This is a genomic window from Roseixanthobacter pseudopolyaromaticivorans, assembly GCF_043195145.2.
Classification (GTDB): Bacteria; Pseudomonadota; Alphaproteobacteria; order Rhizobiales; family Xanthobacteraceae; genus NCEH01.
Genome location: NZ_CM195539.1, coordinates 3981265 through 4002855, shown reverse-complemented (window position 1 = coordinate 4002855; position 21591 = coordinate 3981265). Strand labels below are relative to the sequence as shown.

The window sequence follows — 21591 nt, the reverse complement described above, 5'->3', positions numbered from 1 at the left end:
AAGGTGTTGGACCACTGATGTTGTTGTCGGGAAGGGAGCCAAGATCCCGTTGCTTCCTCAGACGAAATGGACACCTACTGCGCAGGTAAGCGCTTGGAAGCGAGGTGAATGTGATGTGGTCGTCGGACAACCCCTATCTCCAGGGCGCCTTCGCCCCGGTCTCCCGGGAAATCGAGCAATCGGATCTTGAAGTCGTCTCTGGTGCCATCCCTGCCGAACTGAGTGGGGTCTATATGCGCAACGGCCCCAATCCACGCTATGAACCCATCTCCTATGCCTATCCTTTCGATGGCGATGGCATGATCCATGCCGTCTATTTCGACAATGGGCGGGCCCGGTACAAGAACCGCTTCGTGCGCACGCGCGCGCTGGCGGTGGAGCACCGCGCCGGGCGCGCGGTCTATGGCGGGGTGTTCCATCCCGTCCCTGTCGATCCGGCCCTCGTCGGGCCCGACGGTGATCCGGGCCCGTTCAAGAACGGCGCCTACATCAATGTGCTACGCCATGGAGACCATCTCCTCGCGCTCGGCGAGGCCGCGCCCGCCTACGAGATGACCATGGAACTGGAGACGGTCGGCGAGTGGCAGGCAGGCGGTGATCGCCCGCTCGAACTCGGTGCCCATAACCGGCATCACCCCGTGACGGGGGACATGTTCGCGATCTCCTATTCCATCGACGAGCCGGTGGTGACGGTGCATCACATCGATCGCGCCGGCGTACGCGTGCGCTCCTTTCCGGTGCAGCTTGCGGCGCCGGCGATGATCCATGACTTCATCCTCACCGAACACCATATCGTGCTCCTGGTCGGGCCGGCGATCTTCGATCTCGCGGCCGCCGCCGAGGGCAATCCGTTTCTGCAATGGCGCCCTGAACTGGGCACCCGCATCTGCGTGATGCCGCTGAGCGGGGAGACTCCCGTCTGGCTCGATGCGCCGGCTTTCTTCGTCTTTCATTTTGCCAATGGCTTCGAGCGCGGGTCGCAGATCGTGGTGGACTATGTCCGTCACAGCCGGTTGGCGCTGGGCTACAAGGGCAATGACAGCGCGCCGCCGGCGCTCCGTCGTATCGTGCTCGACCTGTCGTCCCGGCAGGTGCGAGAAGACGCGTTCACCTGTCCTCTCGTCGAATTCCCGCGCATCAACGATCGCCTGGAGGCACGCGCCAGCCGCTACGTCTACGTTCCCACCGTTTCCGAGAGCCTCGACGCGTCCCATCGCCGGCGCGCGACCTTCAACTGCCTGCAGAAGGTGGACATGGAAACGGCGCGCACGGACAGGCACGATTTCGGCGACAGGCTGATTGGCGAGCCAGTGTTCATTCCGAGGGCGGAGGGCACCGGCGAGGACAACGGCTACATTGCCACATTCCTCCATGACACCATCGACGAGACCAGCCAGTTCGTCTTGCTTGACGCGCGCCGGATCGACGAGGCGCCGGTGGCCGTCATCCGCCTGCCGCAGCGGGTTCCGCAGGGCCTGCACGGCACCTGGATCTCAAAATGACTTCACGCATTCCTTTGACCCGCCGCCTGCCGGCGGCGTGAGGTCGGCATCGCTTGCCGAGAGGGCGTCGGACAGCATCCGGAATTCCGAGGACAGGCGCTCGAGGGTACGGGCGAGGAAGCCGCTGGAGGGCGAAGGGCCAGTGGAAGAGATCTTGGCAGCCGCGTGAGGGGCGTCCGCCGCGAGGCTTGAGAGGCCGGCGGTGAAGGCGGCGCGGAAGGGGGCGAGGTCTTCCGGTGCCTGCGCCAGGGCCGGGGCGGCGGCCATCAGCGCGTTCAGGGTGTTCAGCATCTGCTGGAGTGCGGCCGCGGCGCGCAGCAGGCCGGTGAGCGCGGCCGGGTCGCCGCCCACCTCGGTCATGGCGTGCTCCAGGCTGGCCTGGAGGTTCGTCGTATCGCGCCCGGCCTGCCGGCGGGCGACCTCGGCGGCGGCGCTGTCGCCGTGCCCGGCGGCGTCGAGCGCGAGGCCGGCATAGGCGGCCATGGAGGTGAGCGAGGCATTGAGCAACGCCGGCAAAGCGCGGCGCTCGAAGGTGGGCCAGAGCAGGTGCCCGCCCACGAGGGCCAGCAGCGCGCCGATGCCGGTGGCCACGAGGCGCATCAGGCCCACGTCCAGCGTCAGGCCGGGATTGAGCATATGCTCGTAGGGAATGAGGCCGGCGGAGAGGAAGAATATGGCGAGGCTGTAATTGAAGGGCAGCGCCGCCATCATCCAGAAGAAGGCCACCGCTACGAGGGCAAGCTGCAGCGCCGGCGCGGGCAAGAACGGCATGAGCGCCATGCCCAGCAGGATGCCGGCGGTGGTGCCCACGATGCGCTGGATGGTGCGCATCAGCGTCATCCCCGCATAGGGTTTGAGCACCACGGTGACGGTGAGCGGAACCCAATAGCCGAAGGGTTTCGGGAAGACCCAGAAGATGGCGACCGCAAGGCTCGCCACCACCGCGAAGCGCAGCGCATGGCGCGCCACCACAGAGTTCCAGTGGAGGTTCTCCAGCAGCGGGTCGAGCCAGTTCGTGGCAGGCGCGGGCGCCGTGGGGAGAGGGGCCGGCGCTTCGGTGCCAAGCAGGATGTGGACCGCGCGGGAGAGCTCGCGCCCCATGCGCCATTCCAGCATCTCCTCGCCCGGGCTCGGGGCGGGCGGCGCGTCGACGCGGTGGGGGTCGAGTTTTTCGGCAAGGGCGCGCAGGGCGGCTTCATCCGGCCGGCCCTGGAGGGCGGCGCCGATGGTGCGCATGGCCTCAAGGAAGAGGGCAGGGGCCGCAGCGCCTTCCTCCTTCATTGCGGCGCCGAGGGAGAAGAGCCGGTCGGCGATCTCGATGAGGACGAGGATCTTCCGGCTGGCGGCGCCCGGAGCCTGGAGCGCCCCGCGCATCTGCCCGGCGACACGGCGCGCCTCCGTGATGGCGCTGCGCACGCGGGTTTCGGGCGAGACCGGGGCCACGCCCGAAACCGTCCCCAGATAGTCCGCCACGGCGCGATAGCAGGTGGCCGCCTTCGTACGCACGGGGGCATGGGGGCCGCCGAGGCGCAGGGTGAAGGTGAGCAGCAACATGAAGGCGCCGCCGGCCGCGAACAGGGCGCCGAGATAAAGGGCATGCGCCAGAGAGTGATCGTCCACCGGCAGGCCCAGCTCCACATAGGCCCAGGCGATAGGGAGGGACATGATGGCATAGGCATTGTCATAGACGCCCATCATCCCCGTGATCATGCCCCATGCCAGCATGCCCGCCATGGCCAGCGGCAGGTTCGCGCCGGCCAGCACGCCGGTGGCGAGCGCGAGGCCGCCGAGCAGCGATCCCACTGCGAGGCGAAGCGGCTGGTGGCGGTCGCCATCGTCCAGGCAGTCCCCGATGGCCAGCAGATAGGCGCCGATGCCGACCCAGATGAGCGAAGGCATGTGCAGCGCCCGCGCCAGCAGGAGAGGAACGAACAGGCCGACGAGGGTGCGCGCTGCCAGCACATAAGCGAGGCGGCTGGCGTCGAATGCCAGCAGGTCCGCCGCCACCAGCCGCGCGCGGCTGCGCCAGCCGAGAGCGGGCAGGGCCTCAGGCGGTGTCGGATGCGCGATCATGGATCACCTTCCAGATGTCCGGCGCGCGGGCGGGCATTTGCAGGCTGCGAGCCGTGGGGTAATCGCACAGCGCATCGGCAAGCGCGTTCATCACCGCCGGTGGCGCGGCGGCGGCGCCGGCCTCGCCGCAGGCCTTGGCGCCGAACACGTTGGTGCGGGAGACGAGGCCGTTGTCGATCCAGGTGACATCCGGCACCTCGACGGCGCGGGGCATGGCATAGTCCATGAAGGAGCCGGCCAGCGGCTGGGCGCTCGCGCCGTCATAGGCGGCGAGCTCCATGAGCGCCTGGCCGATCCCCTGGGCGACGCCGCCCTGGACCTGGCCGAGCACCGCAGCCGGGTTCAGCACCGCGCCGAAATCATCGACCGCAGTATAGGCCAGGATGGTCACCTCCCCGGTCTCCGGATCGATCTCCACCTCGCAGGCATGGCAACCGTTCGCGCAACTCCCGTGGGTGAGGATGCCACGGGATTCCCCGTCCAGTGCGCCGGGGGAGGTGATGGCGATCTCGGCGATGCTCATGGAACGGTTGGTGTCCGCAAGGGTGAAGATGCCCGTGGCGAAGTGGATCGTTTCAGGCGGCACCTTCCACACCCCGGCCAGCAGGGTGCGGCCGCGCGCCTCTACGTCGAGGATGGCCTGCTCCAGCGCCTTGGACGAGGTGAGGAGTGATTTTGAGCCGCCCGTGCCGCCGCCCCGGCCGAGGGCGCCGGTGTCGCCCTGGCGCACCTTGATCTTCTCGATGGGCAGGGCGAAGTTCGCCGCGGCATGGCGGGCGAGGGGCAAGGCGTGGTCTTGCCCGGTGGACTGGGTACCGATGGTCATGTCGAGGCTGCCGTCGGGGCCGAACACCAGGGTGGCGCCCTCCACCGGCAGCTTGTCCGGCTCGATCATGCGGGCGACAGCGAGGCCACCGTTGGATTCTAGGTAGTTGGCGAAGCCGAAACCGCGCAGGCGTCCGCGCGCCGCGCTCTCCGCCCGGCGGTCCTCGAAGCCGGCGCGGTTCGCAGCCTTCAGGCAGCGGCGCTGATTGTCCAGGAAGCGGCCGCCGTCAATGGTGAGGCCGGTCACTGAGGTGAGGCTCTCCGCCTGCGCCTCCGGCAGGTTGCGGGCGCGCAGCTCGGCCCGGTCCATGCCGATCTCGTCCGCGGCGCGGTCGATGAGGCGCTCCAGCACATAGGTCGCCTCGGGCCGTCCGGCGCCACGATAGGAATCCACCGGGACGGTGTTGGTGAACGCGCCCTTCACGGCGATCTCGATGGCGTGAAATCGATACGCCCCGGCCTGGACAGGGGCGCCGACGCCGGTGGCGGTGAGCGGCGTGTACTGGGAGAGGCAGGCCCCCATGTCCACGGTGATGTGGACGCGGATGGCGAGGAAATGTCCCTCCGCATCCAGCGCCAGCTCGGCCTGCGTGCGATGGTCGCGGGCCTGGATATCGGAGAGGAAGGCTTCCGCCCGGCTACAGGTCCAGCGCACCGGCCGCCCGGTGGCGCGGGCGGCGGCGAGCACCAGGGCATATTCGGGATAGGTGAAGATCTTGGAGCCGAAGCCGCCGCCCACATGGGGCGTCACCACGCGCAACTTCTCCGGCGCGATCCCCATGGCCTTGGAGAGGATGCGGCGGACGAAGTGCACGCCCTGACTGCCAGTGACGAGGGTATAGGTGCCGTCCGCCGGGTCATGCACGCCAAGCGCTCCGCGCGGCTCGATGGGGGCGGGGGCGATGCGCGGGTTGCGCAGCGTGATGCGGGCCACATGGGCCGCGTGCGCGAATTGCTCCGCGCACGCGGACTCATCGCCGAACAGCCAGTCGAAGCAGAGATTGTCCGGGGCGTTGTCCCACACCGGCACCGGGCTCGGGCCGGGCACGGCGACGACGGGCAGCACGTCATAGTCCACCTCCACCAGGGCGGCGGCATCGATCGCGGCCTCTTCGGTCTCGGCGACGATGAAGGCCACCGGCTCGCCCACATGGCGCGCCTTGTCGGCGGCCAGCACCGGCCGATCCGCCTCGGTGCGCGCCCGCCCGTCCCGGCAGACGAGCGGCATCACGCAGCCGAGTGGCGCGATGTCGGCGATGTCCGCCGCGGTCAGCACGGCCAGCACGCCCGGCGCCGCCTTCGCTCTCTCCGTGCGGACGGCGCGGATGAGCGCGTGGGCATGGGGGGAGCGCAGCACGTGGCCGTGGGCCTCCCCCTCCAGATGGATGTCGTCCACATAGCGCCCCGTGCCCCGGAGGAAGGCCTCCTCGTCGCGGGCATAGGCGGCGACGTCCTGGTGCCAGAAGGTCATGGCGCGCCTCTAGGGCATGACGGGGGGATGATAGGTGAAGGTGGCCATCAGCGCCGCGGCGAGGACCATCACCACCGGGAAGTGGATACAGAACTGCACCGAGGTGTAGCCGATGAGGTCCTTTGACTTCAGGCCGAGGATGCCCAGCAGAGGGAGCATCCAGAAGGGGTTGATGAAGTTCGGCAGGGTCTCGGCGATGTTGTAGACCATCACCGTCCAGCCGAGATGCGCTCCCACCTCGTTGGCCGCCTTCATCACATAGGGCGCCTCGATCACCCATTTGCCGCCGGCGGAGGGGATGAAGAAGCCGAGCACCGCCGAATACATCCCCACCAGATAGGAGAAGACCGTGGAGTTGGCGGAGGCGCCCACGAACCAGTGGGCGATGGTGTCCGACAGCGTCGCCCCGGAGGGATTCTGCACCTTGGTGAGGATCTGGGCGATGCCCGCATAGAAGGGGAATTGCAGCAGCACGCCCGAGACGCTGGGCATGGCTTTGGCGAACGCCTCGATGAGGCTGCGCGGGCGCCAGTGCAGCAGGATGCCCAGCAGCAGGAAGACGAAATTATAGGTGTTGAGGCCCGACAAGGTGATGAGCGGGTTGCCCGAGGAGAAGGTCTGCCACAGCCAGCCCAGCGCCAGGGCCACCACCAGGATGGTGAGGATGGGCGAGAATTCCAGGAAGTCGCCCGGCCGGGTGGGCTTGCGGGGCTCGATGGCGTCGCTGCCGAGCGTGACGCCCAGGTCCTCCGCCGTCTTCGCCTGCCCCGGGGCGGGAGTGGTGAACCAGCAGATGGCGGCGGAAAGCAGGATGACCGCCAGGGTGACGACGCCATTCTGCCAGGTGAGGATGGTGTCGGAAAAGCCGATGACTCCGGTAATGGGCAGGAGGCTCGCCGGGATGGAGGCGGCATTGGCCTGCAATTGGGCGGCGGAGGATGTGATGCCCAAAGTGAAGCCGCAGCCGAGGCCGAGATAGCCCGCCGCGCCCGCCGCCCTATAGTCGAGGCGGATGTCGTTGCGTCGCGCGATCTCCTTCACCAGGAGGCCGGAGAAGATGAGGCTGAGCCCCCAGTTCACCAGCGAGAGCAGGATGGAGAGCACGCCCACGAACATCACCGCGCCGCGCCCGGTCCTGGGCACGCGGGCAAGGCGGCGCAGCGCCGCCGCCACGGGCGGCGACATGGCCACTACGTAGCCGCCGATGGCCACCAACGCCATCTGCATGGTGAAGGGGATGAGGTTCCAGAAGCCGTCGCCGAAGGCGCGGCTGACGGCCAGCGGCGAGCCGCCGTGCAGCATGGCGCCGATCGCGATGAAGATCACCGCCAGCAGCACGAACACATAGGCGTCCGGGAACCAGCGCTCCGCGAAATCAACCATGCGCCGGGAGAATCTCGCGAGGATGTTCTGGCGCCCCGGCGGCTCTGCCGCGCGGGCGCCTTTCTGCACCGTGTCGGTCATCGGTCTGTTCCCCTTCGCTCCAGGATTCATAGAGGCCGGCTATGGAAGGTGTCCGCCTTGTGGGGCGGCCTCTTGTAACGCTCTACAGTAGCGCGTTACACATTTAAGTCACGCGCTACATGGCGCGTCAAGCCGAACTTGCGTAAGATCGCGAGTCAGGGAATGCCGGGCGGCCGCGTACGGCGCGCCGCGGCTGAGAGAGCGTTCGCGTCATGGATCAGAATTTGCGGGAGCAGGTGGTCGAGCAGGTGAGGGCCGAGATCATCTCCGGCCAGAGCGCGCCGGGCACCATGTATTCGGTGCCTTCCCTAGCGGCGAGCCTCGGTGTGTCCACCACGCCGGTGCGCGAGGCGCTGCTGGAGTTGGCCCGCATCGGGCTCATCGAACCCATGCGTAACCGCGGCTTCAAGGTGATGGAGCCGACGCTCACCGAGCTGCGCAACCTGTTTGACCTGCGCGAGGTTCTGGAAGTCCATGCGGCGCGAATCATCGCCAGAGATCCGGCCCGCGACCTTTTTGGCCTGCGTCCGCTGGCCGACGAGATCGCCCGGGCGGTGGAGAAGGAAGACGTGCGCTTCTATCTGGAGGCCGACCGGCGCTTCCACCGGGCCTTTACGGACGCGGCGGGGAACGCTCTCCTGACCGAGACGGTGATGGGCCTGCGCGACAAGATGCGGCTCTATGGTATCGCCTCGCGCACCGGCCATGAGCGCCAGGCGGAATCCGTGGCGGAGCATTTCTTGCTGCTCGATCTTGCAGGGGCCGGCGACGTCGAGGGCGTCGCCAACCTTCTGCAGCGGCATATTCGCTCCTGGGAACCCATCTTCGCCGATGCCTTGACACGCACAGCGCGCGACGTTGCGCGCGAGCCGATCGGGCGGTGACGGAACTCGTCTTGGGATGCTTCCTTGCGGCTTTCGCTATCCCGCACTGTCATAAGAACCTCGAGGTTATCTGGGCCGAAGCGGCCGCGGTGCAATGTCACGATCGTCCGGATTCGATGTGAAACATCGCTCTCCGCCATCCTATTGCGATGGCCAACGCCCGCGAGCAGAGGATGTTGACCGCACATCCTCGCGCATAATCGCGCCGCGCGCCTCGAATATCTGCATTAATTCGTGCGATCTTGAAGTATTATTTGATTCACTTGTGAGTATTTAGGATGTGTTCTATTTTAAAAATACAAATAGATGTTCGATTTTTAGTGATATTTAAATGTTATATATTGGAAATCGTAGCTTAAAAATTAGCGTTTCTATTGGCTTTAAGGCTTGATTTAGTCGCCCATCGTTGATGGAGGACGGGCCGATGATGGGCGAGCGGATGTTGATGCGGGAGGCGCTGCTCTACGAGTTCAGCCTCGAACGCCATGTTCCTGTGAGCCACCTCGTGCGGGGCATCACAGGTCGTCGACCTCGCCGGTGTCCGGGCGCATCTCAAGCCCTTCTACAGCGAGACCGGCCGGCCCTCGGTCGACCTGAGCTGATGATCCGGATGCTGCTGATCGGCTATTGCTTCGGCATCGCTTGGAGCTGCGGCTGTGCGAGGAGGCGCATCTCAACCTCGCCTATCGGTCGTTCTGTCGCCTCGACCTGGAAGGCGCCGTGCCGGACTACTCCACCTTCTCCAAGACCCTCGGCGGCGGTGCACGCCTTTTCGGCGACCTCGCCTTCGAACTTTGCGGCCTGGGGCTGCGTCGCATTGAATAGCACGAGAATATCTGGAGAGGCGGCATGTGATTTGACGGTCATGATGCGATCTTTCGCGAGGCCGACGACAGTCGGAACCTCTGCATTGCATCGTAATACCGTATATTTTGTCTAGCAACTCGTGCTGATGGGGAAATTTTTCTTCAAGCCGAAGCTCAAATCGCGATTTAATATTTGACCATCAGCGGCTCAGAGCTGCGATGTACCTGATATGCCCGCGAGAGCGGCCTTGGGGAGGTATGACGCCCGATATAATCGAGAGCGCGGCTCAGCACCGAGGCGCAGAACGTGTTCATCGACTCGAGATGAGCGCCTCGCGCGCACGCGAGAGCAGCACGTTCAGAATGTGGGGCAAAATGTGGGGAGAGACATTACTCAAGAGAAATAAGTCTTTATTTTCAACGACTTATAGTAGTGATTGGCGGAGAGGGAGGGATTCGAACCCTCGATACGGTTGCCCGTATACACGCGTTCCAGGCGTGCGCCTTCAACCACTCGGCCACCTCTCCACGGCGCAGCCACACGGCACGCGCGGAACTCTTATGCAACGGCGGACCTGGTTTGAAAGTGCCAGGGCAATGCCCTTCGTCTTCCGACCACGCCGTCCTTCGTGCTCCGCCGGCGCCTCCCCATTGTGATGGGAGGGCACAGGCGCGGTGCACGGCATACCCGCCGAAGCTGTCGTGAAACGTGCGGCGCCGGTTGAAGCGCCACGCTCGGGCAAGGCGGCGGAATATAGCGGCTCGCGCGTGCGAGACAAGACGGTCGGTGAAACTTTCTGCCCGGCTCAACACAAGCTTTTGCGCACGCCCGAAATTGCCTGTGGGTCGCCGCTAGAAGCCGCTCCACAACGCGATCTTTCGCTGCGCAGCGCTCGCCGCGAGGGTGTGGAGAGGGCGCCGCTCTGGCGCCCGGTCCGGTTCAGTCGCGCAGCAGGTCGTTGATGGAGGTCTTGGCGCGGGTCTTTTCGTCCACCCGCTTTACGATCACCGCGCAATAGAGCGAGGGGCCGGGACGGCCGTCCGGGAGCGGCTTGCCGGGCAGAGACCCGGGCACCACCACCGAATAGGGGGGAACCTCGCCTACGAAGACTTCGCCGGTCTCCCGGTCGATGATCTTGGTGGACGCAGAAATGAACACGCCCATGGAGAGCACGGAGCCGCGCCGCACCACCACGCCTTCCACCACTTCCGAGCGAGCGCCGATGAAGCAATCGTCCTCGATGATCACGGGGCCGGCCTGGAGCGGCTCCAGCACGCCGCCGATGCCCACGCCGCCGGAGAGGTGGACATGCTTGCCGATCTGCGCGCAGGAGCCCACCGTGACCCAGGTATCGACCATTGAGCCTTCGCCCACATGGGCGCCGAGGTTCACGAACGAGGGCATCAGCACCACGTTGGGTGCGATATAGGCGGAGCGGCGCACGATGGCGCCCGGCACGGCGCGGAAGCCGGCGGCGCGGAATTCGCTCTCGCTCCAGCCCTCGAACTTGGAAGGCACCTTGTCCCACCAATGGGCGCCGCCGGGGCCGCCGGGAATGGTCTCCATGTCGTTGAGGCGGAAGGAGAGCAGCACCGCCTTCTTCAGCCATTGGTTGACGTGCCAGCTGCCATCGGCGAGCGGCTCCGCGACCCGGGCTTTGCCGGCATCGAGCAGGGCAAGCGCCGTGTTCACCGCATCGCGCACGGGGCCAGTGGTTTCGAAGCCGATTTCGGCGCGGGCCTCGAAGGCCGCATCAATGATCAGCTCCAGGTCGGGATTGGCGGTGGCGACGGCAACGTTCGGCATGGTTTCCTCTTGAGGCTGCGGCGCCTTCCTGGCGTGCCGCGTATCGGAATGGGGCAGGTGCTCAGCCGCGCTCTTTCACGGAGACAAATTTCAGCTTGGGCCATTCCTCGATGGCGCGATCGAGCACCCATTGGCTGCGGGCGAGATAGACCGGCGCCTCGTCGCGGTCGCGGGCGATGGAGGAGCGGCTGGTTTCGATGAAGCGCTCGATCTCCGTCCGCTCGCCGATGATCCAGCGGGCGGTCACGAAGGAGACGCTCTCATAGCGGATGGGAACGCCATATTCCTTTTCCAGCCGCGAGGAGAGCACGTCCAATTGCAGCGTGCCCACGACGCCGACGATGGGGGAGGGGTCGGAGATCGGGCGCAGCACCTGCACCACGCCCTCTTCCGCCATGTCCTGCAGCGCCTTGGACAGCTGCTTGGCCTTGATGGGGTCCGCCAGTAGCACCCGGCGCAGGATTTCCGGGGCGAAATCGGGAATGCCCTCGAAGCGGATCACCTCGCCCTCGGACAAGGTGTCGCCGACCCGCAGCATGCCGTGGTTGGGAATGCCGATGATGTCCCCCGCGACCGCCTCGTCCACTGTCTCGCGCTCCTGGGCGAAGAAGAAGATGGGGTTGGCGATCGCCATGTGGCGCTTCTCGCGCGCGTTATAAAGCTTCATGCCGCGCTTGAAGGTGCCCGAGCACAGGCGCACGAAGGCCACGCGATCGCGATGGTTCGGGTCCATATTGGCCTGAACCTTGAAGACGAAGCCGGAAACATTGTCTTCCTCCGGCTGCACGATGCGGCCGTTGGCGCTGCGCGGCAGCGGGCTCGGGCCGAAGGTGCCGAGCCCGGCGAGCAATTCGCCCACGCCCGCTTCCTTGATGGCGCTGCCGAAGAACACCGGCGAGAGATGGCCCTCGCGGAAGCTCTCCAGATCGAACGGCGGCAGCACGCCGAGCGCGAGGGTCAGCCCCTCCACCGATTCGGCGATGATGCGCGGGTCGATGCCCTCGACCTCAAGCAGGTCTTCGGGCTGCTCGAAATGCACCAGGCGCGTCAGCAGGCCGCCGCGCTCCTCGGCGAAGCGGGCGCATTTGTTGGGCACGTCGATGAGGCCGCGGAAATCCGTGCCCATGCCCACCGGCCAGGTGAAGGGCGTGAGATCCAGCGCCAGGGTGGCGGCGATGTCGTCCATCAGGCCGAGGGGCTCGAGGCCCTCGCGGTCCACCTTGTTGATGAAGGTGAAGATGGGGATGTCGCGCAGGCGGCACACTTCGAACAGCTTGCGGGTCTGGCTCTCGATGCCCTTGGCGGCGTCGATCACCATCACCGCCGCGTCCACGGCAGAGAGGGTACGATAGGTATCCTCGGAAAAGTCCGAGTGGCCCGGCGTATCGAGCAGATTGTAGACGATGCCGTCGCGCTCGAAGGTCATCACCGAGGAGGTGACCGAAATGCCGCGCTGCTGCTCGATTTCCATCCAGTCGGAGCGGGTGCGGCGGCGGTCCCCGCGCGCCCGCACCTGGCCCGCCATGCGAATGGCGCCGGAGGCAAGCAGCAGCTTTTCCGTCAGCGTGGTCTTGCCCGCGTCGGGATGGGAAATGATGGCGAAGGTGCGCCGGTGCGCAAAATCGGGAGCTTCGGCGGAAGACGCCGTGACGTGGGCGGTAGGATCGAGCATGCGCGCCTTATAATCCGAAAAGTCGGCGCGAGAAACGGTCTCGCACTTCGTCCTTCGCCTTGGGCAATGTGCGGCCGGAGGGGCGGGGAGATTCCCTCCAGGGCCGACGGTCATGCGCCATGCCGTGGTCGCGCGGGGCGGCTAGCATGAGGTTGGTGGCGAAGACCACGCAAAAGGGAGGACGGGGCATGGCGTGGGTTAAGCGGAACCGGCACGGCAGCGTGGGTCTTTGCGCGGCTTTGGCGATCGCTGCGGCTGTGCTGCTGGGGCTTGCCCTGCCGGCCCAGGCGCTGCTGGCGCCACACTATTACGAGCAGGCGCGCAAGGAAGCGGCCAGTGTCATCGTCATTGCGGTTCGCGCGGTGACGCCGCCTTCATCGGCATATGGCGCCTGCCAGGTGCACGGGCGGGTTCAGGCGGTGGAGCGCGGCGCGGCCTATGCGGTCGGGCAAGATGTCTCCCTCGCCGTGCCTTGCCGAACGGCCGGCGCGCAGCCGCCTTTGGGTGGCATGATCTATCAGGATGTGGACGCGCTGCGCGCGACGCCGTTCGGCCGCGCCTATCTCGATGCGCAGGGCGCACTCGCCTTGTCGCAATATGAGCCGTTAAAAACTTGGCCCTGAGGCGCGGCAGGCGGCTTCACGAAGCGCCGGTCCGCGCGAAACGGCTCAGTCGCCCTGGCCGGGCTCGGGGGAGAACAGCTCTTCCTTGCCCGGCTTGCCGTCCCATTCCTTGGCGTCCGGCGGGGCGTCGCGCTTCAAGGTGATGTTGGGCCAGCTCTTGGCGTAGTCGGCATTCAGCGACAGCCATTTCTCAAGGCCCGGCTCGGTATCGGGCTTGATCGCCTCGGCCGGGCATTCCGGCTCGCACACCCCGCAGTCGATGCATTCGTCGGGGTGGATCACGAGCATGTTTTCGCCCTCGTAGAAGCAGTCCACCGGGCACACGGAGACGCAATCCATGTACTTGCAGCGGATGCAGTTCTCGGTGACGACATAGGTCATGGCTTATCCCTTTCGCGCGCCGGACTACTCCAGCCCGGCGCGGCGCGCAAGCGAAGCGAACGCCGCACACACGCTTTTTACTGTGTCAGGATGTTATTTCGTCAAAAAGCTCACTTGCGGATGTAGCATCCCCGCGCCGATCAATAAAGGCACGGACGCGCAGCACCCGCACGCCGTGATCGAGGGCGACGGTCACCACTTGCCCTTCGCGCACCGAATAGCCCGCGCTCAGCACGCGGGCGCTATCGACACGCACATGGCCGGAGCGGATGAGGCCGGCCGCGTCGCTGCGCGCGCGCACCACCCTTGCGTTCCATAGCCAGCGGTCAAGCCGCTGGCGCTGGGGCGCGCCGGCTTCGGGGAAATTCCCGTGCGGCGCGTCCTCGTCGCGATAATCGTCCTTGGCCACTCAGCCGCCTTTCTTGTCCGCCTCCATGCGCGCCTTCAAGGCGGCAAGCGCGGCGAACGGGCTGTCAGGATCGGCGGGCTTCTCGCGGCGGCGGTCGGAATGAACCTGCACGCGTTCCGGGCGCGGCCCGCGCGGGGCATCGCCTTCGCGCGGCGGACCGCGGAATGGACGGTCGTTGCGCGGCGGGCGCTGACCCTGCCGCTCGCCCTGGCGCTCGGTGCGCGGCTCGCCGACAGCATTCTCGGCGCCGGGCGCGGTGGCGGTCACGTCCGTGCCGCCCTCGCGGGGACGATCGAACCTGCGATTGGGCGGACGGCCTTCCCGACGCTCACCTTCGCGGCGTTCGCCGCCGGAGCGCTGGCCTTCGCGTTGGCCTTCCCGCTGCCCATGCCCTTCACGTGCGCCGTGCTGGGGCCGCTCGCGGCGCGGGGCGCCGGGCGGGCGGCCGGGCCGCCACACTTCAATGAGCGCAGGCTCGCCGGTGACTTCGGCAACCGCCGCTTCCATGGCTTCGCTGGTGATCTCGACAGAAGCTTCGGCGCCGGTCGCGGCATCCTCGTTGGCCGGAAGCTCGCTGCTGGCGAGCGCCTCCACGAGTTCCGCTTCCGGTTCCAGGGCCGGACTTGCCTCGGCGTCGACGGTCTCGACCTCGGCCACCTCCGCGGCTTCGACCTCGATCGCTTCGGCTTCGGACGGCGCAGCCTCGACACCCTCGGCGATCACGTCTACCGGCGCATCGGCCGTTTCAGCGCCTTCAGCCTCGCCGGCGGGGGCTCCGTCGTCGGGGCCGAACAGCAGGTCGGCCTCGATGGCGCCTTCCGGTGCCGGGGCCAGCTCCTGGGCCGGTGCGGCGGCGACCGGCGCTTCAGCCTCGGCCGGCGGCGCTTCGCGCTTCTCCATGCGATAGCCGAGCGAACGCAAGATAGAGGCGAAATCCTCGCCCGAGCAACCGGCCAGCGAGGTCATGCCGACGGTGACGGTGAAGCCGCGCCCATCGACGGCACCGGCCGGCTTGGGGCCGGGGGAATTCGGACGCCACGCCAATGCCGGGCGAATCAGATCGGCGAGGCGCTCGAGAATGTCCACGCGCACGGCCCGTTCGCCGCAGACGCGGAAGCCGACAGCGCGATACAGGCTCTTGTGGATCTCGTGATCCACCGGGATCGAGGTGCGTCCGGAGGCGGCAAGATGGGGCAGCTCGTCCAGCCCCTTCTGGGCGAGGCCGCCATGCTTGAGCGCGAACAGTTCCGCCGCCAGCGCGCGGGGCGCAGGCTTAAGCAGGCCGGGCAAATAGATGTGATGGGCACCGAAGCGCACGCCATAGCCGCGCAGCGTGGCGCGGGCGGCCTGGTCGAGGGTCTTCATCTCCTCGGCGACGCGGCTGCGCTCCAGCACGCCAAGCGCTTCCACGATCTGGAAGGCGATGCCGCGCCCGATGCCGGTGATGTCCTCGGCCTCGCCCAGCTTCAGCAGCGGGCCGAGCAGCTTTTCCACATGGGCCTTCAGCCACAGCGTGAGGCGGGCTTCCACCTGTTCGCGGGCCGGACCGGTGAGATGCTCGTCGGAAATGATCTTGAAGCGCGGCTTCAGAACCTCGTCGCCGGGAATCAGCTTGGCGATCGGCTCGCCGGTCCAGCGGATGGTGCCGTCGGCGGTCAGCACGAAGGCTTCGTCCACCGCCTGGCCCACGCGGGTGGCGCGCGCCTCGATCTCTCCCGCCAGCGCTTTCTGGGCGGCAGCCCGCAACGCCTTCGCTTCCTCTCCGCCGGCGGCCGGATCGGGTGCGAACTGGAATCCCTGGAGGTGGCCGATCACATGGCCCTCCACTTTAACATCGCCGGTCTTGCTGATCTCAGTCTCGAGCATCGTATTCTCTCGCAGGCGTCGCATGAGCACGCTTGTCCTTCGATCCACGAACCGCTGCGCCAGCCGCTCGTGCAATGCGTCGGAAAGCTTGTCTTCGACCCCTCTTGTGACGCCTTGCCAGTGCTCCGGATCCGTGAGCCAGTCGGGGCGGTTGGCAACGAAGGTGAGTGTCCGCACCTGCGCAATCCGTCTCGACAGCGTGTCGATGTCTCCTTCCGCGCGATCGGTCAAGGCGATTTGACGTGCGAACCATTCATCGGGGAGTCTTCCACCATCTCCGACATGGCCGAAAATGGTCGAAACCAGCTCCGCATGGGCGCCGGGAGAGATCTTGCGATAGTCCGGCACCTGGCATGCGTCCCAGAGCCGCGCGATGGCGGCAGCGTTGGTGGCGCGTGCCGCTACGTCCGCGTCGCGGCTCATGATTTCGAGCACCTCCACGTCATCCGCCGTCGGCGCGCGGGTCAAACCCTCCTCGCGAGGCGGTACCGAGAGGCTCTCCATCAAGGATTTGAGGGAGGTGAAATCCGGCACCGCGTTGCGCCATTGCAACACTTTTGCCGTGTCAAAAACATGACTTTCCAGCCGTTCCACCAATTCCGGCTCGAAAGGGGCGCAGCGCCCGGTGGTGCCGAAGGTGCCGTCGCGCGTGGCGCGGCCGGCGCGGCCGGCGATCTGGGCCATCTCCGCCGGGTTCAGGCGGCGGAACTGCCAGCCGTCGAACTTGCGGTCCGAGGCGAAGGCCACATGGTCCACGTCGAGATTGAGCCCCATGCCGATGGCGTCGGTCGCCACCAGATAATCCACCTCGCCGCTTTGGTAGAGCTCCACCTGGGCGTTGCGGGTGCGCGGAGAAAGCGCACCCATCACCACCGCCGCCCCGCCCCGCTGGCGGCGGATCAGTTCGGCGATGGCATAGACCTCCTCGGCCGAGAAGGCGACGATGGCCGAGCGTGGCGGCAGGCGGGTGATTTTCTTTTCGCCGGCAAACGACAAAGTGGACAGGCGCGGCCGGACCGACACGGTCACACCGGGCAGCAGCTTTTCCACCAGCGGCCGCATGGTGGCCGAGCCGAGCAGCAGGGTTTCGAACCGCCCGCGCCGGTTGAGAACGCGGTTGGTGAAGACGTGGCCGCGGTCCAGGTCGCAGGCGATCTGGATTTCGTCGATGGCGACGAACGCGACATCGAGATCGCGCGGCATCGCTTCGATGGTGGCCACCCAATAGCGCGGATGGGGCGGCTTGATCTTTTCCTCGCCGGTAACGAGCGCGACCTGTTCCGGCCCGACCCGCTCAACGATGCGCTGGTAGACCTCGCGCGCCAGAAGGCGCAGCGGCAGGCCGATGAGCCCGCTTTCATGGCCGAGCATGCGCTCGATGGCGAGATGGGTCTTTCCGGTATTGGTCGGCCCGAGCACCGCGGTCACGCCCCGCGCCCGGATCGAGCGCGGCAAGACGGCCAGCTTTGTCACATCGTCCATCAGCGCGCGGCGTCCGCAATCTCAGGAAGGGCAATTGTGGGAAGCCCCTCGTCCGGGGCTCTGTATCATATCGGGGCAGGAAGGCCAGGATGCTAGCCCGCACGGGAACATGGGCGGAACAAAGGCTGAGCGAATCGCTCACCGGGCCGGTGGGCTCGATGTTCTCTTTTTGGTCCCTGTCCCGCAGCGGGACGGCGGCGCGCTCCGGACGGAACAAAGGCGGACGAAATGCAGTCCGAATCGGCATAGGCCGCGAAAGCGTCTTTTGTTCACGGGTAAGTAGGAACCGCCGCGCGCTCGCCCGTGTTATGGCTTCGGACAGGCGGTGCGGTCCTCCGCGCCGGACGTGGGAGGGAAACATGCGCAGTGCTCAGTCGAGATTCGCCGTCATCCTGGCCTTCGGCCTGGTGCTGGCGGGGGGCATGGCCCCGGCCGCCGCACAGACGACCAATGCACCGCTCGACGTTCGGCCGAGCCCGCAAGCCACCCAACCCGGCGCCGTCTACGATTCGACCGGCAGCGTGCGTTCCGCGCCCGCCACCGGGGCCATCGTGCCGCGCGGCGCGCCGCAGGGCGTCAGCACCGTGCCGCCGGAGCCCAATCCCTCGGTTAATCCCGGCCGTAACGCGCTCGGCTGCCCCGACATGGATCCGCTTTGCCAGAACGGCCGCTGAGAGCGCCGCGAAACCGCCGCCACGCAAGCCTCGGCGCTCGCGCGCCTTCACGCCTGCGTGCGTGCGCTTGACACGGGCATGGGGGCGTCGCTTCTAGGCGGAATGGAAAATCTGGCCGAACCAACGGCTCCGACCACAGAAGCGGAAGACGCCCTTGCCCGGCGCGAAGCCGACCAGCCCCATTCCCCGGTGGTGCGGTTCGGGCCCGAGCGCCCGCTGCGCCTGGATGCCGGGGTCGCGCTCGATCACGTGCAGATCGCCTACCAGACCTATGGCGAACCCAATGCCGCGCGCTCCAATGCGGTTCTGGTGTGCCATGCCCTGACCGGCGACCAGCACGCCGCCAATGCCAATCCCGTCACCGGCAAGCCCGGCTGGTGGGAGACTTTGGTGGGGCCGGGCAAGCCGATCGACACTGAGCGTTTCTATGTCATCTGCGCGAATGTGCTCGGCGGCTGCATGGGCACCACCGGCCCGGCCTCGCTGAATCCGGCCACCGGCCAGCCCTACGGCCTCGACCTGCCGGTGGTGACCATTCGCGACATGGTGAACGCCCAGGCCATGCTGCTGGACCATCTCGGCATCGAGCGCCTGTTCTGCGTCGCCGGCGGCTCCATGGGCGGCATGCAGGTGCTGCAATGGGCGGCGAGCTATCCCGAGCGCGTGTTCGCGGCATTGCCCATCGCCACCGCTGCGCGCCATTCGGCGCAGAACATCGCCTTCCACGAGGTCGGCCGGCAGGCGGTGATGGCCGATCCGGAATGGCAGGGTGGCCATTATCTCAAGCAGGGCCACACGCCCCATCGCGGCCTCGCGGTGGCGCGCATGGCGGCGCACATCACTTATATGTCGGACCAGGCGCTGCATCGTAAATTCGGCCGCCGGCTGCAGAACCGGGCGCTGCCCACGTTTGGCTTCGATGCCGATTTCCAGGTGGAAAGCTATCTGCGCCACCAGGGGGAATCATTCGTCCAGCGGTTCGATCCCAATTCCTATCTCTATGTCACGCGGGCCATGGATTATTTCGACCTCGCCGCGGATTACGACGGCGTGCTCGCCAATGCGTTCCGCGGCTCCAAGACGAGGTTCTGCGTGGCGTCATTCACGTCCGACTGGCTATTCCCCACCGAGGATAGCCGGGCGATCGTGCATGCGCTGAACGCCTCGGGCGCGAGCGTGTCGTTCACCGAGATCGACAGCGACAAGGGCCATGACGCCTTCCTGCTGCACGAGCCGGAACTGTTTGCCATCGCCCACGGCTTCCTCGACAGCGCCGCGAAGGCCGCCGGCCTGCCGGCCGCGCGCAGCCGGTGAGGACGCTATGGCCGTGAGGGAATTGAGTTCGGACGAGGCCACCGTGCGCTTCTCCTCCGTGCGCGTCGATCTGATGGTGATCGCCGACATGGTGGCGCCCCACTCGCGGGTGCTGGATGTCGGCTCCGGGGACGGGGCGCTGCTGGATCTGCTCGCCACGACGCGCGGCTGCGATGCGCGGGGCATCGAGCTGTCCCGCGAAGGGGTGAATGCCGGCGTGGCGCGCGGCCTTTCGGTGGTGCAGGGCGATGCGGACGTGGATCTCGCCCATTATCCCGACGACGCATTCGACTACGTCATCCTCTCCCAGACCCTCCAGGCCACCCGTCGCCCGCGCTGGGTGATGGAGCAGATGCTGCGCATCGGCCGGCGCGCCATCGTCTCGTTCCCGAATTTCGGGCATTGGCGCTCGCGCTTCGACCTTTTGATCTACGGGCGCATGCCGATTACCGACAACATGCCCTATTCCTGGTACGACACGCCAAATATCCACTTCTGCACCATCCGCGACTTCGTGGCCCTCGTGGAGGTGCTGGACGCCCGCATGGAAAAGGCGGTGGCGCTGGATTCCTCCGGCCACCCGGTGCGCTTCAACATGCCGTGGTGGGTGTGGAACCTGCTGGGCGAGCAGGCAGTATTCCTGCTGAGCCGGAACGATTGAGGATCGCGCGTCCCGCCGGCACCCCCTGGCCGAAGACCGGTTCCAGCACCGGCACCAGCGCGGCGCGTTTCACGGGCGTCGGGCGATAGAGCTGCTTTGTCGCCTCCACCACGTGGACGCCGGCGAACGGCAGCGAGAGTCGTGCGCCGACCCGCTCCCAGGCGACGGCCGTGCGCAGCAGCCAATTGTTGGAGACCGGCGGAAAATACAGCGCCTCATCCCAGCCCGAAGGGGTGAACAGCGCTTCGCGCAGCAGCCGCACGACTTGCCCGCGCGAGAACGGGCGGCCGTTGCCGAACGGCGTGGTGTCGAGCCGCGCCCAGACCCCGCGCCTGTTGGGCACCACCGCCAGCAGCCGCCCGCCCGGCGCCAGCACGCGCCAGACCTCGCGCAGCATGTCGGCCGCGTCCGGGGTCATCTCCAGCAGATGCACCGCCACCACCCGGTCCACCGAGGCATTGGGCAGGGGCAGGGCGGTTTCGTCGGCAAGCGCGGCGAGGGTCGGCGCGGCGGAGGGCCAGCGCACCACGCCCTGGGCGGCGGGCATGATGGCGATGCATCGTTCCGCCTCGCCCCGGAACACGCCCAGATAGGGCGTCGCATAACCGATGCCGAGCACCGAGAGGCCCTGCACATTATTAAAGCGGGCGCGCACCGCGCGGCTCACCAGCCGGCGCGTGACGACGCCCAGGGGCTGGGCATAGAAACTGCGCAGATCCACGACGTCGAGATACATGGCGCCCCTTTCGCGATCCGCCCTTATAGCATGGTCGCACGGTGCCGAAGCGCTGCGACCATCCGGCCGGCTTGCCCTGCGCGACGGGCGTGATACTCAAAAGCGGACATGCGTACGCCGTATCGGCGCGCGCAGGACAATCCTCGCAGGGAGGGCGCCACCCATGTCGGTCGAAATCCGGATCATTCCCTGCCTCAGCGACAATTACGCGGTGTTGCTGCACGATCCCGCCACCGAGGCGACGGCAGTGATCGACGCGCCCGAGGCGACCCCGATTATCGAAGCGCTGGATCGTGAGGGTTGGCATCTCACGCACATCCTCGTCACGCACCACCACGCGGACCATGTGGACGGGGTGATGGCCCTGAAGGGCCAATACGGCGCCACTGTCGTGGGCCCGAAGCGCGAGGCCGCCGGGATTCCCGGCATCGACGTGGAAGTGGTGGATGGCGACCCGGTGGCGGTCGGCTCGTTCATCAGCCGGGTGATGGAAACGCCGGGCCACACCGCCGGCCATATCGTCTATCTGTTCGAGGGCCAGCGGCTGCTGTTCGCCGGCGACACGCTGTTCGTCATGGGCTGCGGCCGGCCGATCGAATGCGACCCGCCTGTGTTGTGGCATTCGCTGGTGCGCCTGCGCACCCTGCCGGACGATCTGGCGGTCTATTGCGGCCACGAATATACCGTCGCCAACGGCAAGTTCGCGCTTTCTGTGGACCCGGAGAATGGTGCGCTCCTCGGCCGCGTCGCGGAGGCGGAAGCGGCCCGCAGGGATGGCCGGCCCACCATTCCCGCGCTGTTGGGCGACGAGAAGCTGACCAATCCGTTCCTGCGGGCGGACGACCCGGCCATGGCCGAGCGCCTCGGCCTCGGCGAATCCGACCCCTCCGCGGTGTTCACCGAGTTGCGCGCCCGAAAGAACGTGTTTCGGGGATGAGCGG

16 protein-coding genes, 1 tRNA gene and 1 pseudogene are annotated in these 21591 nt (G+C 66.9%); 8 read left to right on the top strand and 10 right to left on the bottom strand.

All coding sequences use genetic code 11. From position 1 onward, the window contains the following. The first annotated feature begins 113 nt into the window (after window positions 1-113). Entirely contained in the window at window positions 114-1502 is a 1389-nt protein-coding gene (locus V5F68_RS18810) for a carotenoid oxygenase family protein (protein ID WP_394016392.1), read from the top strand. On the opposite strand, the gene V5F68_RS18805 is transcribed toward V5F68_RS18810, so the two are convergent. Genes V5F68_RS18805 through V5F68_RS18795 form a run of 3 tightly spaced genes read right to left on the bottom strand, consistent with a single transcriptional unit; the run spans window position 1494 to window position 7335 of the window. Next, a complete protein-coding gene (locus tag V5F68_RS18805) occupies window positions 1494-3575 on the bottom strand; it encodes an FUSC family protein (RefSeq protein ID WP_394016393.1) in 2082 nt (693 codons plus the stop codon). The genes V5F68_RS18810 and V5F68_RS18805 overlap by 9 nt on opposite strands. Continuing rightward, window positions 3550-5871 carry a xanthine dehydrogenase family protein molybdopterin-binding subunit gene (locus V5F68_RS18800; protein WP_394016394.1) on the bottom strand — a complete coding sequence of 774 codons (2322 nt, stop codon included), beginning with the start codon at window positions 5869-5871 and terminating at the stop codon, window positions 3550-3552. The genes V5F68_RS18805 and V5F68_RS18800 overlap by 26 nt, the downstream gene beginning before the upstream one ends. Before the next feature lie 9 nt (window positions 5872-5880). Then, window positions 5881-7335: a short-chain fatty acid transporter gene (locus V5F68_RS18795; protein WP_394016395.1), complete on the bottom strand. Its 1455-nt coding sequence runs from the start codon at window positions 7333-7335 to the stop codon at window positions 5881-5883. Window positions 7336-7547: 212 nt separating this feature from the next. Here V5F68_RS18795 and V5F68_RS18790 point away from each other — a divergent pair, with 212 nt between their 5' ends. Both V5F68_RS18790 and V5F68_RS18785 read left to right on the top strand, forming a co-directional pair. Beyond that, window positions 7548-8219, top strand: a complete 672-nt coding sequence (locus tag V5F68_RS18790; RefSeq protein WP_394016396.1) for a GntR family transcriptional regulator — start codon at window positions 7548-7550, stop codon at window positions 8217-8219. Window positions 8220-8643: 424 nt separating this feature from the next. Then, window positions 8644-8987 (top strand): annotated as a pseudogene (locus tag V5F68_RS18785) (transposase); the annotation flags it as partial. Between the two features lie 476 nt (window positions 8988-9463). Here the strand turns inward: V5F68_RS18785 and V5F68_RS18780 are convergent. The 3 genes from V5F68_RS18780 to V5F68_RS18770 form a co-directional block, all read right to left on the bottom strand. After that, window positions 9464-9553, bottom strand: a tRNA-Ser gene (locus V5F68_RS18780). A 412-nt stretch (window positions 9554-9965) separates the two neighbouring features. After that, a complete protein-coding gene (dapD, locus tag V5F68_RS18775) occupies window positions 9966-10832 on the bottom strand; it encodes a 2,3,4,5-tetrahydropyridine-2,6-dicarboxylate N-succinyltransferase (RefSeq protein WP_394015659.1) in 867 nt (288 codons plus the stop codon). A gap of 61 nt (window positions 10833-10893) precedes the next feature. After that, window positions 10894-12504 carry a peptide chain release factor 3 gene (locus V5F68_RS18770; RefSeq protein ID WP_394015660.1) on the bottom strand — a complete coding sequence of 537 codons (1611 nt, stop codon included), beginning with the start codon at window positions 12502-12504 and terminating at the stop codon, window positions 10894-10896. Between the two features lie 188 nt (window positions 12505-12692). Between V5F68_RS18770 and V5F68_RS18765 the strand changes: the two genes are divergently transcribed. Next, complete coding sequence (locus V5F68_RS18765) at window positions 12693-13127, top strand: hypothetical protein (protein ID WP_394015661.1); 435 nt, start codon at window positions 12693-12695, stop codon at window positions 13125-13127. 45 nt (window positions 13128-13172) lie between these two features. On the opposite strand, the gene fdxA is transcribed toward V5F68_RS18765, so the two are convergent. From fdxA to V5F68_RS18750, 3 genes are all read right to left on the bottom strand, one after another. Then, a complete protein-coding gene (fdxA, locus tag V5F68_RS18760; RefSeq protein WP_394015662.1) occupies window positions 13173-13508 on the bottom strand; it encodes a ferredoxin FdxA in 336 nt (111 codons plus the stop codon). A gap of 85 nt (window positions 13509-13593) precedes the next feature. Further along, complete coding sequence (locus tag V5F68_RS18755) at window positions 13594-13917, bottom strand: S4 domain-containing protein (protein ID WP_394015663.1); 324 nt, start codon at window positions 13915-13917, stop codon at window positions 13594-13596. Next, entirely contained in the window at window positions 13918-17265 is a 3348-nt protein-coding gene (locus V5F68_RS18750) for a helicase-related protein (RefSeq protein ID WP_394015664.1), read from the bottom strand. Between the two features lie 359 nt (window positions 17266-17624). Here V5F68_RS18750 and V5F68_RS18745 point away from each other — a divergent pair, with 359 nt between their 5' ends. The 3 genes from V5F68_RS18745 to metW all read left to right on the top strand — a co-directional run bounded on the left by V5F68_RS18745 (window position 17625) and on the right by metW (window position 19914). Continuing rightward, the gene (locus tag V5F68_RS18745) at window positions 17625-17939 is read left to right on the top strand and encodes a hypothetical protein (protein WP_394015665.1); all 315 of its coding nucleotides are present in this window, start codon (window positions 17625-17627) and stop codon (window positions 17937-17939) included. Window positions 17940-18041: 102 nt separating this feature from the next. After that, window positions 18042-19253: a homoserine O-acetyltransferase MetX gene (metX, locus tag V5F68_RS18740; RefSeq protein ID WP_348844560.1), complete on the top strand. Its 1212-nt coding sequence runs from the start codon at window positions 18042-18044 to the stop codon at window positions 19251-19253. 7 nt (window positions 19254-19260) lie between these two features. Beyond that, complete coding sequence (gene metW, locus V5F68_RS18735; RefSeq protein WP_394015666.1) at window positions 19261-19914, top strand: methionine biosynthesis protein MetW; 654 nt, start codon at window positions 19261-19263, stop codon at window positions 19912-19914. Here metW and V5F68_RS18730 read toward each other — a convergent pair. Continuing rightward, on the bottom strand, window positions 19844-20650 hold the full coding sequence (locus tag V5F68_RS18730) for a class I SAM-dependent methyltransferase (RefSeq protein ID WP_394015667.1): 807 nt from the start codon (window positions 20648-20650) through the stop codon (window positions 19844-19846). The two genes, metW and V5F68_RS18730, sit on opposite strands and share 71 nt — an antisense overlap. 163 nt (window positions 20651-20813) lie before the next feature. Between V5F68_RS18730 and gloB the strand changes: the two genes are divergently transcribed. Next, complete coding sequence (gloB, locus tag V5F68_RS18725) at window positions 20814-21587, top strand: hydroxyacylglutathione hydrolase (protein ID WP_394015668.1); 774 nt, start codon at window positions 20814-20816, stop codon at window positions 21585-21587. The last annotated feature ends 4 nt before the right edge of the window (window positions 21588-21591 follow it).